The sequence below is a fragment of the Stenotrophomonas sp. LGBM10 genome (genome assembly GCF_046736075.1).
GTDB lineage: Bacteria > Pseudomonadota > Gammaproteobacteria > Xanthomonadales > Xanthomonadaceae > Stenotrophomonas.
In genome coordinates this window covers 1,969,065-1,982,178 of sequence record NZ_CP177163.1, presented here as the reverse complement: position 1 = coordinate 1,982,178, position 13,114 = coordinate 1,969,065, and the positions used below count along the sequence as shown (strand labels likewise).

Genomic DNA, 13,114 nt, shown 5'->3' with positions numbered 1-13,114 from the left:
CATTGAACACCTGGGAGGGTAACGATGGGCACCTCGACGACAGTGCGGGATGGGTGGATGGCGCGCGCCGCGCTGCGGTCGGCCGCGTGGGCCGAGAAATGGTTCCCCGATGCCTACGTGTTCGCGGTGCTCGGCGTGGTCATCGTGGCCGCGGCGGCGATCGGCTTCGGCGCCACCCCGCAGGCCACCGCCAGCGCCTTCGGCGACGGCTTCTGGAGCCTCATTCCCTTCACCATGCAGATGGCCTTCGTGGTGATCGGCGGCTATGCGCTGGCGACCGCGCCCGTGGTGGCGCGCTTCATCGACCTGCTGGCCCGGGTGCCGCGCACCGGTCGGGGCGCGGTGGTGTATGTCGGCCTGGTCAGCATGCTGGCTTCGTTGCTCAGCTGGGGCTTCTCGCTGGTGTTCGGTGGCCTGCTGGTGCGCGCGCTGGCGCGCCGCGAGGACCTGACGATGGATTACCGCGCCGCCGGCGCCTCGGCCTACCTCGGCCTGGGCGCGGTGTGGGCGATGGGCCTGAGCTCGTCGGCCGCGCAGCTGCAGGCCAACCCGGCCTCGATGCCGCCGGGGCTGGTGGAGATCACCGGCGTGCTGCCGTTCACCGAAACCATCTTCCTGTGGCAGTCGATCGTGCTGACCGCCGCGCTGATCCTGGTCTCCCTGCTGATCGCGTGGCTGACCGCCCCCGGTGCGGCGACGGCCCGCACCGCAAAGGAATTCGAGGGCGCCGCCCAGGCCGAGTCCGTGCCGATGCAGCCGCGCACGCGTCCGGGCGAATGGCTGGAGTACAGCCCGCTGCTGACGGTGCTGCTCTCGCTGCTCGCCTTCGGCTGGCTGTTCGGCGAGTTCGCCAGCAAACCGCTGGTGACGGCCATCGCCAACCTCAACACCTACAACTTCCTGTTCATTTCGTTGGGACTGCTGCTGCACTGGCGGCCGCGCAGCTTCCTCAATGCGGTGGCCAAGGCGGTGCCGAGCACGACCGGCGTGCTGATCCAGTTCCCGCTGTATGGCGGTATCGCGATGATCCTCACCCACGCCACCGGGCATGGCGATGAGACCCTGGCGCATCGGCTGTCCAGCCTGTTCGTGCACGTGGCCACCACCGATACGTTCGCGCTGGTGATGGGCGTGTACTCGGCGGTGCTGGGCTTCTTCGTCCCCTCCGGCGGCGGCAAATGGATCATCGAGGCGCCCTATGTGATGCAGGCCGCCAATGAGCTGCAGGCGCACCTGGGCTGGGCGGTTCAGGTCTACAACGCGGCCGAGGCGCTGCCGAACCTGATCAACCCGTTCTGGATGCTGCCGCTGCTGGGGGTGCTGGGGTTGAAGGCGCGCGACATCGTGGGCTTCACCTTCATCCAGCTGCTGGTGCACATTCCGCTGGTGCTGGGCCTGCTGTGGCTGCTGGGCATGACCCTGACCTACGTGCCGCCGGTCATGCCCTGAGCCGGGTCGCGCTGCCGGTCACGGCGCGGCGTCGGCCGGCAGGGTGAGGGCCATCTCGATCAGGCCTGCCAGGACCGCGTCTGCCCTGACCGGGCCGACCAGATAGGTCACGCGCGCATGCAGGCACCGGTGCAGCGCTACCCGGAACAGGTGCGGCAGGCGCGGCAACTCACGGCGAACCTTCTGCACCACCGCGTCCAGTTCTTCGGCCAGGGCCAGCAGCGGCGCGGCGTCCGGATCGGCGATGGAATCCTCCAGGGCCAGCCGCAACACGCCATAGCAGGCGCGGATACCCCGCGCCGGCGGCAGCGCCACCGGCAGATCGGGGCGCTGGTCGTGCGCCCAGGCGGCGGCAACGCCGAGCAGTTCGCGGTGCGCTCCGGCACCGGCCAGTGCCATCGTCAATGCCGCGTCCCACTGCCGCCGGGCGAAGGCGTCGCCGATCAGCGCCTGCTCGCCTTCCCGCTGCAGGCGCTGATACAGCATGGCCACCGCGTCGCTGTCCGCTTCGGGCGGCGTGGCCGCGTTCTCCAGTTCGCGCAGGGTGGCGTAGTCCATCAATGGCTCGCGTAGCTCAGGTGCCTGGTGGCGCGCCCAGTGGCGGATGCGGATATCCGCAGCGGTATAGCCGGCATCGCCGGCAGCAGCGACGTTGATGGCATCGCGCAGCACCGAACAGAAATGCAGGTCGCGTGGATAGCCGTGGGAAGGGTCTGCATCGGTGCCATCGATGCCATCGCCATCGCCGCCGGTCGTGCCCGTCGAGGTGCTCTGGGCGGCCTGCAGCCACTCCCCGAAATGGGTAACGCGTTCGTGGAACCGCCGCCGCGAACGCGCGAGGGCGGGATCGGCATGCGTTCCGGGCGGCGCGGGTCCCAGGCGTCGGCGCGCGGCATGGAAATCGCGGCCGCTGCCGCCTGCCAGTGGCGCATACAGGCGTGCATGCAGCCGGGGCAGGGCGGCGCTGGCGGTGTCGGCCGATTGCATCGGCCACACCCCCACGGACGTGGCCGCCGCGATCAGCGCTTCTGCCTCTTTCGGCAGGCCTTGATAGTCGATCACCACCGCATGGTGCTTGTCCGCGTGCGGCGCATTGATGGCGGAGACGGCGGCGGCCAGGGCCTGCGCCGACGGCAGCGCATCCACATACAGCAGCGCATGGCTGGCCGGTGACGGCCCCGGGGGCGCGTTCGCCGCCACCAGTTCCACCTCCGCGTCTTCAACGGCGCGAAGGCGACCGCCCTGCACGATGCAGCTCACCCGCCCGGCGCGTTGCAGCGCGGCCTGGTAGATCGGGCGCTCTTCATCGCACACGACCAGACGCGCCAGCAGCCTGCGCTCGGCACACCGGGTCTGTTCCACGAGGTGCCGGGCGATATCGGCGGCAATGCCATCGATGCGCGCTGAGCGTGCCGCAGGACTGCCGGCCGGCGCGTCCAGCCAGGCAGCGGCGCGCGATGCATGGAACACCGGCACGGTCACGCCGTCGTCCACGGCCTCGGCAGCGCTGTAGGCGAACAGCAACTGGCCGGAGGTGTCGCCGTCCACGGGCACCGCCACGGGCAGGCGTGACAGCGTCAACCAGGCCGACCGCGGCAGGGCGGCCCGCAACCGTGCCCGCACTGCCATCGGCCGTGACCACACACCGGCGTCCACCCACAGCACGACATCATGGCCGCCATCGTGCGCCGGCAGATCGTGGCGTGCGCGCAGCACCTGGTACAGGCTGGCACTGACCGGCCCGGGTTCATCGCCCCGCAGGAACCGCGTCAACGTTGCCGACCCAACGCGCGGGGGCATTGGCCAGACGGCGCTCTGCCGCTGGTCGATGCGGACTGCCGCACCGGTGGCGACATGCAGCACCCGGCAGCCACGCAGTTCCGGGTCCTGGCGGAGCGCGGCCAGCAGCCAGTGCGCGGTCAACCGCAGGCCACTGCCACTGGACAGGCAGACCTGGCCGCCGTTGCGCCGCCCGCGGGCATCGCCAGTGCGCAGCTGCGACAGCACCGCCTGCACGGCGCCGAACTGGCCGGCATGGGCAACATGCCGACGCCCGTCGGGCCCGGCGTGGGTGAAGCAACGCAGCAGGCCCAGCAGCCGGGCAGGCGCCAGCAGCCCGCTCAGCATGCCGGCATGTACGCCCCGCAGTACCGGGCCGCCGATGCCATGCAGACCATCGCGTGACAGCGCCGCCTGTACGCCCGGGCGCACGAACAAACGCCCGGCGCGCACTGACCCTGCCGGCCGTTCCTGCCAGCGCCGCCAGCCGGTTGCCGGGGTTCCGGGGGCAGCGTAACGGCCGCCACGGCGGTCCAGCGCAAGCAGCAGCTGCGCGAAGACGTACGGGTCGCCGTCGCAGGCGTCCCGCTGGAACGCCAGATGGCGTGCGATGGCATCGTCATCGCGTGCCCATCGCCCGACCGCATCGCGCCCGCTGCAGACCACCAGCGCCAGGGGCAGTCCGTTGACGTAGGCCACCAGGTCCAGCACGCGCGGGGAGCCGGATGGCTGCGGGCCGAGCGGCACATTGGCGCGGACGTCGAAGCAGTTGGCGGCGGCATCCGTCCAGTCCACCAGCGGCACGTTCACCGTGACGCGCTCGCCGTCGGGCAGCGTGTCCTCCACGGTCGTTCCATGCAGCAGTGTCTGAAGCCCGTGTGCCGCGCCGTGCGGACCGCGGGCGGCGGCATGCAGGACCGTCGCCACGACCGCCTTGATGGCGGTCTCCGACAATGGCCACTCATCCTCGCCGTGGGCAAACCGGAACCCCTGCAGGTAGTGGCGCAATCGTGTCATCAGCACCACGCTTTCCTGCCCGCGCAGGCGACGCCGTGGCAGATAGCGCCAACCGAGACGCAGCAGCCAGCCCAATGCGGATCGCTGCACGAGTGTATCGAGGGGAAGGGAAGGAGCCGACATTGATGCAGTGTGGACGAGGCCGGACCTTGCCCGCTGTGTGCATCATTCCGATTCCTGCTGCTGCGTCCTGCAGGTTTGAAGTGGTTCCAGATTGATCTTCGTAACCTGATTGCGTGCATCAATCCATCTGCGTTCCATTGTCCCCCTCGACCCCGGCGATGCGACACGTCTACGCCCTTGCGGGCGTCGCCGGTTGCCCGTCGTGTGCCAGTTCCCGCAGGTCTGCATCGATATGCCGGCCGATCTGCGCCAGGGTGCGGGACAGTGCCCTGCGCTCATCGCGCAGCGCAACGGCGTCGGTTGGTGCGGTGTCAGGAACCTGGGTGAGGTAGCGGGCGATGCTCAGCGATCCCTCGTGGCGCGCCAGTTCGCCGGGTGTTGCACGGTAGGAGAATCCCGGCAGGGATACCCGCTGCTGGCACGTGGCGATGACGCGCGCCACGAGGTCGGCCGGCAGCTTCTGGCCACGACGGCCGCGGCACGGGGCGGCGCGCGCATCGATGAACAGCACATCGGTGTCGTCGCGGTTTCGGCGCAGTACCAGCAGCGCCGTGGCCACCGGCTGGCTGGCGAACAGGCGGTCGGGCAGGCCGATCACTGTTTCCAGCAGGTGTGCATCGAGCAGGCGCCGACGGATGCCCGCTTCTTCTCCACTGCGGAATAGCACGCCATGCGGGACGACGATCGCCATGCGCCCCTGCTGCGGGTCCAGCGACTGCAGCATGTGCTGGATCCACGCCAGGTGACCGCGCTGCCGCGGCGGCAGGCCGAAGCCGAATCGCCCGTGCGCGTCGGCCGCCGCGGCGGCTGGATTCCACGGCAGGGAGAAGGCCGGCCGCGACAGGCAGACCTGGACGCGTTGCAGGCCACCATCGCCCGCCAACGGTTGCTCCAGCGGGTCGCCGCAACCCAGACCGTGGTTGTCTTCCCCGTGCAGCAGCAGCCGCACGCGGGCGCGGGCCCAGTGCACCTGATCGCGCTCCTGACCGTACAGCACATGCCGTCGGGCACCGTGGTGCGTGCGTGCCCACTGTGCGCAGGCCAGCAGCAGCACACCGCTGCGGCTGCCAGGATCGTAGATCGCGTCGTCCTCGCCGGGGTCAAGCAACGCGGCCATCAGCTGGGCCAGCGGGTCGGGTACGTGCCTGTCAGAGGCGTCCCCGGCCGAGGCGGCTGCGCGGTCCAGAAGGCGATCCGCCGCCGTGCCGATATCCCGGCGGTGGCCGCCGGGCAGGTATCGGCCGTCCAGCGCCGGCACCGCCATGCGGCCCAGCAGGTGCGCCAGCGCCGCGTCCTGGCGGTCCTGGCCGGGGGGCAGCGCCGCATCCAGCCGCAGTGGGGCGAGTACGCCGTCGAGCGCGGCGGGGTTGGCGGCTGCCAAGCGCTGCAGGGCCGTAAGCAGGCGGTGCCGGTTGCCGGCCACGAACCGTTGCTGGTGCAGCCGCTCGAAGCGCGCATCGATGGGCACTTCAAGCTGCTGGGCGCCGGGTGACAGTAGCGCCCAGTCACCCGGCGAAAGCGCGCGGGTGGCTGGATGGCCAGTCACGGCCTGGCTGTCGCTGGCGATCTTGAGCAGCAGCAGGACCAGCACCAGGTGAACCGACGCCTGCCTGTCGGGACAACCGGCGAGCGTGTCGCAGGCCGAGGTCAATGCGGCCAGCGTGGCATGGGGGGCCGCGCCACGTGCCGGGTGGGTCGCGCTCACGCGGCGGGCCCGGCGAGTATCCGCTCGGCGACGGCGGCAAGCTGTTGCTGACGGTTGCGGACCAGTGCTTCCAGGCAGTCCTGCTCAACGCGCACACGCCGTGCCAGCGCCAGGATCCGCTGTTGCTGGTCCACGGGCGGCACCTGCACCGGCAGCTGGTCCAGCACGCTGCGGCGGATGCTCTGCTGCCGCGATCCGGCGGACTGCCGGCGCAGGTATTGCTGTGCCGGCGGCTGGTTGAGCTGCCAGGCCAGGAACGCCGGCAGAAGCTGCTGCGGGTGTTCCACCCGGAGTACATACAGATGGGGGCTGCACAGCGTGGCAGGGGGCGGGTCGCGCAGCAGCATGGCCAGCGGATGGTTGCCACGGCCGGCGATCAGGATGTCCTGGTCGCGCACCCAGTCGGGGGCCTTGCGTGCACGCAGTACGGTACGCAGGAGCGGAACATCGGGCCGCAGTGCGTCCACGGCCAGATCCTTCAGTTGGATCACCTGCACGTCGCCGTCCGCGACGGCACGGATGGCGCCGCGGAAGGGGTGCCCCTGGCGGACGGTTGCGAGAGTGCCGAGCAGGCGGGGAGCGGTGACGATGTGCATGCCGTACACCATCGCGTGGTCCGTTCGATAGCGTCAACACGCCAAACTGCACCTGTTCGAGTGGTGCAGAGTTGTCGTGATTCGAGCGTGGGAAATGCGATGAAGCTCGCAGGAACCGGGCACGATTCTCAACAGCTTCATCTCTGGAACTGTGCTTCACCAAATGCGCCATCAATTGAAATGATGCGGCTGCGCAACGGGTGGCCATCCAGGCAGGCGCGGGGGGCGTAGAGGTCCCCTGTTCAGCACGCGCGTGGCGCCGTGCATGACGTCATGGCGAGGCGTCATGAGTCACGCACACGCCTTGTAGCGCAAGGGATCTGGATGTTCCGTGGCGTGCCGGCAGCAGAATTGACGCCGTTGTATGAAAACGGCCACGCACCGTTAACCTGCTCCTGCACAGCATGTCCCCGACCGCGGCATTCCGCCTGCGGCACCCGGAGACCGGACATGGCACAGCAGCGCAATCAGAACCCGCAGCAGGACCACGAACGCGGGCGCGATCAACAGCAGCAGCAACAGCAGGCACAGCAGCAGCGCAACCAGAACCAGCAGCAGGGCGGGCAGGACGAAGAAGAGTGATGCCGGCCGGCCATGCCCGCCCGCGAAGCCCCGCATGATGCGGGGCTTCGTGTGTCAGGCCGCACTCAGTCGCTGCGCACCTGCCAGTCGAGCGCGGCATCGCGCAGCAGGGCACCCGGTACCACGCCGGCCAGGCGCACCTGGATACCCTGCGCGTTGGGCAGCGCGCGCTGTTCCGGGAACCAGCGGCGCGCGGCATCCACCACGATCAACAGGCCTTCGTCATCGCCCATTGGCGCGAAGTGGGGGGTGGGCGCGGACAGCGGTGCCAGGCCGAACGTGGTCCCTACCTGCGCCTGCATGGCGTCCACTGCAACGGCCGGCAGGCCGACCTCGCTGATGCAGGTCATCTCGCTCCCGTGGAAGGCCCCGGTTCGATCCGATGCGGGCAGGCGCCGCCGTGCGATCAGCTCCAGAATCAGCCCGTCAGGCCCGGTGAAGTAGATCGACTCGGCATCCCAGCTGCCGCCAAAGTCGAAGTGCTCGCGGCCCTCGGCGTCGCGCTGCCGCTGCGCGCGCGCATCCAGCCATGCGGTGGCCTCAACGAAGCGGTTGTGCGGGACGGTGAAGGCCAGGTGCACACCGCCGACCGGCCGATCCCCGGCGGGTTCGAGCTGGAGCGTGCTCCAGCCGATGCGGACCTTGTCCGCAGTGGTGTCCAGCTCCAGCACGGTGCTGAAGTAGCGGGCGACGGTGCCGGGATCGGATACCGGCAGCAGGAGATGTTGGATGCGCATGCAGACAGGGTGCGACCGCGTTGCGCGCCTGTCCAGCGCAGGCCGCTACCGGCGGTCAAGACGTTGCAACAGGCGGCACCGTGACGCCTGCGCTGTGCTGCCACGCTGTGCCTGCCGTGCCTGCGTTGCGCAGTGCGGTGCAGGCGCGCGGTATCCCCACCCCTTGAGGATGCCGCGCGACCTGCCTTGTCCACGGAGGAGGGAGCAGGATGGGCATCATCAATGGCAGGCCGCTGGGCCTGGCGGCGGAGGACGCAGCGCAGGCGCGGCTGGAATCGGACGTGATTTTCGGCTGCGTGTTTCTCGGCTTCCTGCACGACGCGCTGCAACAGGGCGTGGTGCTGTGCTGGGACGTGGACCCGGCCGATCCGCCCGCACAGGTGGAGCAGGGCATCCACGCGCTGCAGGGCGTGCTGGAGCGGTTGGTGGTGCTGACCGGCATCCAGACCGATACGGTGCGGGTCGGCCAGAGTCCCCGCTACGAACCGGCACGCCGCCAGATCGCCATCGCCGCCGTCTCGCGCCCGCACGGCGACGATGCGGCCCGGCAGGCGCGTCGCCAGATCCAGTGGACACCGGAGGTGGAACAGCGCATCACCGAACTGCTGGACAACGATCCGCTGATGGAACAGAACCTCGACGCCGAGTTCGGGGCGTACTACGGCATCGTCGATCATCCCGACAACATCAACCCCTTGGTGATCAGCTCGGTGCGCCGGTTGATTCCGTATGCGGACGAAGGCGGTCGCTGGAACCGCCGCGTGCCCGGGCATGGCTTGATCCACTACGACGATCCGGCATGGACGCTGGAACAGGCCCGGCAACTGCCCAAGCAGGCCGGTTCCATCGAAACCGCGGCGCGCATCGCGACGTGGGACGGCGACGGACACGTCTGCGGCTACTGCCACGGCATGGTCTGGGCGGTGGCCCAGGTGCGGTGCAACTTCCCCGACGGGCGTCCGTTCGAACTGGGGCTGGGCAGGAACACGCACAAGCTGGCGTCGTGCTTCGGCTGCAGCACGTTCCTGCACGCCAACGGCCTGGCCCCCAGTTCGATGCACCTGGGACGCTCGGATTCGTGGGTGCCGCTGCCCGAGGGCGACGATGGCGTGGCCGTGTTCAACCTCGGGCTGGGCAACGAGGCGCGCCACCCGGGCATCGTTGCCGGGTTGAACGCGGCATGGGCGACACACGTGGCCGGCTGGCTGCTGGCCGGTGCGCGCATCGCCGCGCAGGACACCGCCCGGCTCTCGCCCGACGTGCGTGCCGTGGCGCACACGCTGCAGCGCGAGGCCTTCGCGCGCGGGCGCGATACCCGTGCGGTGGCGAACCTGTTCCTGGATGCGTTGACCGTGCATCAGAAGGATCTGCAGCGGCTGACGCGGTTCGTGGCGTAGCGGGCGGTGCGCGTGGCAGTACTCAACATGTTGCATGGTGTTGCGGGCGGCGGACCGGGATGATCCCCGGCCCTCCACCGCGATGGGCACGCCCATGCACCAGCCCACCCCAACCGCCCCGACTGCCGCGCCGAAGGATCACATGATGTGGGCCGTCCTCGGCATCATCGTGGGCTTCTTCCCGCTGGGTATCGTGGCAACCGTCCATGCCTGCCGCGTGTCGTCGCAGTTTCTGGCCGGCAACGTCGAGCAGGCCAACGCATCGTCGCGCAAGGCGTTGCGCTGGTCGGTCGCCTCGTTGCTGACGATGCCGGCACTACTGGTGGTGTTCATTGCATATGGATTGCTGATGCGCGCATTCGCCTGAGCGCGCGGCATCACACGCGCGTCCTGCCGCTCCAGCGGCCGGCATGCGGCAGGCCATCGGTGAGTACCACCTGGATTCGCGCCGCCGGTGCCTCCCGTTGAAAAGGCGAAGGGGCTATCCTCGCTCGCAGGAAACCGGCGAGTTCATCGGATGAAGAGCAGGCAACAGTACGTGGTGGTGGGCGTGGTAACCCTGGCGTGGTGCCTGGTCGCCGCCGGCTATTGGGTGGGCAAACGCCTGGCATTGGCCGAGCACTGTGGCCCCAGCGCCGGGCAGGTTGTCACGTGCCCGTCCCCTGCCGATCCAGCTGCCGGTAGCCGATAGCCTCGGCCAGGTGCGCGCTGGCGATGGCAGCGCTGCCCTCCAGATCGGCAATGGTGCGTGCCACGCGCAGGATGCGGTGCATCGAGCGGGCGGAGAGCTGCAGGCGCTCCACTGCGTCTTCGAGCAGGTCCTGGTCGGCATTGCCCAGCCGGCAGTGCAGGGCGAGCAGCGCCGGCGGCAGTTGTGCGTTGGGCATGCCGCCGCGCGCGAGCTGCACGTTGCGCGCGGCGATCACGCGTGCGCGCACGCTGGCGCTGTCTTCGCCGGCGGGCGCGTCGTCGCGCATCGCGCGGGGTTCCAGCCGTGGCACGTCCACGTGCAGGTCGATGCGGTCCAGCAGCGGGCCGGATACGCGGCCGCGATAGCGGGCGATGGCGTCGGCGCTGCAGCGACAGCGCCCACTGCGGTCGCCGGCCCAGCCGCAGGGGCAGGGGTTCATCGCGGCGATGAGCTGGAAGCGTGCCGGAAAACACTCGCTGCGTGCGGCCCGGGTGACCACCACGTGCCCGGACTCCAGCGGCTCGCGCAGCACTTCCAGCGCATGGCGGCTCCACTCGGGCAGTTCGTCGAGGAACAGGATGCCGTTGTGTGCGAGCGAGATTTCACCCGGGCGCGGGTGTGATCCGCCGCCCACCAGCGACACCGCGCTGGCGGTGTGGTGTGGCGCGCGGAACGGACGCTCGCGCCAGCGCGACGGGTCGATGCCGTGGGCGCTGCACGATGCCACGGCAGCGGTTTCCAGCGCGTCGGCGTCGCTGGGCGGTGGCAGGATGCCGGGGAGCCGCGAGGCCAGCAGGGTTTTGCCGCAGCCGGGCGTGCCGAGCAGCAGCAGGTGGTGGGCGCCGGCGGCGGCGACCTCGAGCGCGCGGCGCGCCTGGTGCTGCCCGCGAACGTCACGCAGGTCGGCGCTGGCCGGTGCAGGCGCGGGTTCGGCGGTGGCGGCAGGTAGCGACCGGCCATCGAGGCCCGCGCAGACCTCCAGCAGGGTGCGCGCGACGCGCACATCGGCATGCGCGGCGAGGGCGGCTTCGGCGGCGTTGTCCGGTGCAATCACCAGGGCGCGCTGTTCGGCGGCGGCGGCGAGCGCGGCGGGTAGCACGCCGTCCACGCCGCGCAGTTCGCCGGTCAGGGCGAGTTCGCCGAGGAACTCATGGCCGTCCAGCGTGCGTGGATCGATCTGCCCGCTCGCGGCGAGGATGCCCAGTGCGATGGCGAGATCGAAACGCCCCCCTTCCTTGGGCAGGTCGGCGGGTGCAAGGTTGATGGTGATGCGCCGCTGCGGGAACTCGAACTGGGCGCAGAGCAGCGCGGCGCGCACGCGGTCGCGCGATTCACGTACGGCGGCGGCCGGCAGCCCGACGATCTGGGTATGCGGCAGCCCACCGGTAAGCATCACTTCGATGCGCACGGCAGGCGCGTTGACGCCGGCCCGGGCGCGGCTGTGCACCAGGGCCAGGCTCATCTGCGTGCGTTCCAGTCATCGGCCATGCCGCCCACGATGGCGGGGCACGCCGGCATGGTCCATCAGCGCTTGCCGCACCCGCGGGTAGGCAAGCGCGCCGGCTCAGGCGGCTGGCGGTGCCGGGTCGCGTGCCTCCAGCTCGGCCACGACCTTTTCCAGCGCTTCCAGCTTCTCGCGCGTTTTCAACAGCACGGCGCGCTGGACGTCAAATTCCTCGCGGGTAACCAGGTCCAGCTTGCCCAGCCCGGCCTGCAGAGCGGTCTTGAACGTGGCCTGCAGTTCCTCGCGCGACTGGCGCAGGCCCGGCGGGACCATGTCGCTCAGGCGGCGGGCCAGGTCATCCAGGTGGTTGAGGTCGATCATGCTGTGCTCCGCGGGGTATACGCTAAGGATAATCCGCCACGGCGGCGCCGGCACCGATACGGGTGCATCGCGTTCACCGGCGGACAGGCGTTATTCTCGCTCGCCGGAAATACAGGAGCCCAGCAGATGAAGATGGTCATGGCGGTGGTCAAGCCGTTCAAGCTCGACGACGTGCGCGAAGCGCTGGCCGAGCGCGGCGTCACCGGGATCACGGTGACCGAGGTCAAGGGCTTCGGGCGGCAGAAGGGCCATACCGAGCTGTACCGCGGTGCCGAGTACGTGGTCGATTTCCTGCCGAAGGTGAAGATCGAAGTGGCGGTCACCGACGGTCAGGTCGAGGAGGTGGTCGAGGCCATCGTCAAGGCGGCAGGCACCGGCAAGATCGGCGACGGCAAGGTGTTCGTGTACGACCTCGGCAGCGTGGTGCGCATCCGCACCGGCGAACTCGACGCCGACGCGCTGTAAGGCAGAGGGTGCCGCATTGCCCGGCACCCGGCCCTCAGGCTGCCTTGAACCAGCGATAGAAACGCTTCCAGCCCACGCGCAGGCTGGCCACCCAGCGTGGGTCGGCCACCAGCGCGGCCTGCGAGGGCGTGGGCTTCAGCCCGGTCAGGCGCTGGCGCATCTTCAGCAGGTTCTTCATGTCGCTGCGGCGCAGCTGGCGCGAGACCGGGTGCACCGGCAGCCAGCGCGGGCTGCGCCAGGCCGAGGTGAAGTCGACCAGGACCGGCACGCCGCCGCTGACCATCACATTGGTGCCGTGCAGGTCGTTGTGGGTGATGCCGGCCGCATGCAGGCGGCTGAGGGCGTACTGGAGCTGTTCGAACACCTCGACGCCCACCGACTGGGCGGCGCTGAGCGTCTGGCCGGGAATGAACTCCATGCCCAGGGCCAGGCCGCCGATGGTGCCGAGCAGGGCCGGGGCATGTTTCCAGCCGCTCAGGCGTTGCAGGATGCGCGCTTCGCGGCGCACCAGCAGGCGCGCCAGCAGCGATAGCGGTGTGCCGCGATAACGGGTGTAGTCCTTGACCACCGCCGGCTGCCCGTTGAGGCAGGTGCGGTAGACGTCGGGTTCGAGAAGGCGTTCGCCGCGCTTGAGCAGCTCGGCGGGGGCGGTGTCATCGACACACGGGGAAGCGAAATTGTTCATGGGGGTCTGGGCGACCCGGCGGTCGGCGCAATGCGTCAGGCGTACCGGTGCTGCTGTCTAAGG

Annotated in this window: 12 protein-coding genes; 5 read left to right on the top strand and 7 right to left on the bottom strand. The window is 69.9% G+C overall.

The features are described from left to right. Positions 1-57: 57 nt before the first annotated feature. Entirely contained in the window at positions 58-1,449 is a 1,392-nt protein-coding gene (locus ACLB90_RS08380; RefSeq protein ID WP_411852478.1) for a short-chain fatty acid transporter, read from the top strand. An 18-nt stretch (positions 1,450-1,467) separates the two neighbouring features. Here ACLB90_RS08380 and ACLB90_RS08375 read toward each other — a convergent pair whose 3' ends face one another. From ACLB90_RS08375 to ACLB90_RS08365, 3 genes are all read right to left on the bottom strand, one after another. Continuing rightward, positions 1,468-4,335, bottom strand: a complete 2,868-nt coding sequence (locus ACLB90_RS08375) for a type I restriction endonuclease (RefSeq protein ID WP_411852477.1) — start codon at positions 4,333-4,335, stop codon at positions 1,468-1,470. Positions 4,336-4,537: 202 nt separating this feature from the next. Beyond that, positions 4,538-6,073 carry a class I SAM-dependent DNA methyltransferase gene (locus ACLB90_RS08370; protein ID WP_411852476.1) on the bottom strand — a complete coding sequence of 512 codons (1,536 nt, stop codon included), beginning with the start codon at positions 6,071-6,073 and terminating at the stop codon, positions 4,538-4,540. Next, positions 6,070-6,669 carry a restriction endonuclease subunit S gene (locus ACLB90_RS08365; protein ID WP_411852475.1) on the bottom strand — a complete coding sequence of 200 codons (600 nt, stop codon included), beginning with the start codon at positions 6,667-6,669 and terminating at the stop codon, positions 6,070-6,072. Before ACLB90_RS08365 ends, ACLB90_RS08370 begins: the two co-directional genes overlap by 4 nt. 450 nt (positions 6,670-7,119) lie before the next feature. Here ACLB90_RS08365 and ACLB90_RS08360 point away from each other — a divergent pair, with 450 nt between their 5' ends. Continuing rightward, positions 7,120-7,251, top strand: a complete 132-nt coding sequence (locus tag ACLB90_RS08360) for a hypothetical protein (protein WP_411852474.1) — start codon at positions 7,120-7,122, stop codon at positions 7,249-7,251. Positions 7,252-7,316: 65 nt separating this feature from the next. On the opposite strand, the gene ACLB90_RS08355 is transcribed toward ACLB90_RS08360, so the two are convergent. Then, positions 7,317-7,988, bottom strand: coding sequence for a VOC family protein (locus tag ACLB90_RS08355; RefSeq protein WP_411852473.1), 672 nt, complete (start codon positions 7,986-7,988; stop codon positions 7,317-7,319). A gap of 209 nt (positions 7,989-8,197) precedes the next feature. Between ACLB90_RS08355 and ACLB90_RS08350 the strand changes: the two genes are divergently transcribed. Together ACLB90_RS08350 and ACLB90_RS08345 are read left to right on the top strand one after the other, a co-directional pair. Continuing rightward, the gene (locus ACLB90_RS08350; RefSeq protein ID WP_411852472.1) at positions 8,198-9,385 is read left to right on the top strand and encodes a hypothetical protein; all 1,188 of its coding nucleotides are present in this window, start codon (positions 8,198-8,200) and stop codon (positions 9,383-9,385) included. Between the two features lie 145 nt (positions 9,386-9,530). Continuing rightward, positions 9,531-9,752: a CD225/dispanin family protein gene (locus ACLB90_RS08345; protein ID WP_411852471.1), complete on the top strand. Its 222-nt coding sequence runs from the start codon at positions 9,531-9,533 to the stop codon at positions 9,750-9,752. 280 nt (positions 9,753-10,032) lie between these two features. Here ACLB90_RS08345 and ACLB90_RS08340 read toward each other — a convergent pair whose 3' ends face one another. Both ACLB90_RS08340 and ubiK read right to left on the bottom strand, forming a co-directional pair. Continuing rightward, entirely contained in the window at positions 10,033-11,538 is a 1,506-nt protein-coding gene (locus ACLB90_RS08340; protein ID WP_411852470.1) for a YifB family Mg chelatase-like AAA ATPase, read from the bottom strand. 102 nt (positions 11,539-11,640) lie between these two features. Next, a complete protein-coding gene (gene ubiK / locus ACLB90_RS08335; protein ID WP_411852469.1) occupies positions 11,641-11,901 on the bottom strand; it encodes a ubiquinone biosynthesis accessory factor UbiK in 261 nt (86 codons plus the stop codon). A gap of 126 nt (positions 11,902-12,027) precedes the next feature. Here ubiK and ACLB90_RS08330 point away from each other — a divergent pair, with 126 nt between their 5' ends. Then, a complete protein-coding gene (locus ACLB90_RS08330) occupies positions 12,028-12,366 on the top strand; it encodes a P-II family nitrogen regulator (RefSeq protein WP_259208813.1) in 339 nt (112 codons plus the stop codon). Between the two features lie 34 nt (positions 12,367-12,400). Here the strand turns inward: ACLB90_RS08330 and ACLB90_RS08325 are convergent, their stop codons facing one another. Beyond that, positions 12,401-13,051 carry an RIO1 family regulatory kinase/ATPase gene (locus ACLB90_RS08325; RefSeq protein ID WP_411852468.1) on the bottom strand — a complete coding sequence of 217 codons (651 nt, stop codon included), beginning with the start codon at positions 13,049-13,051 and terminating at the stop codon, positions 12,401-12,403. Positions 13,052-13,114 lie beyond the last annotated feature (63 nt).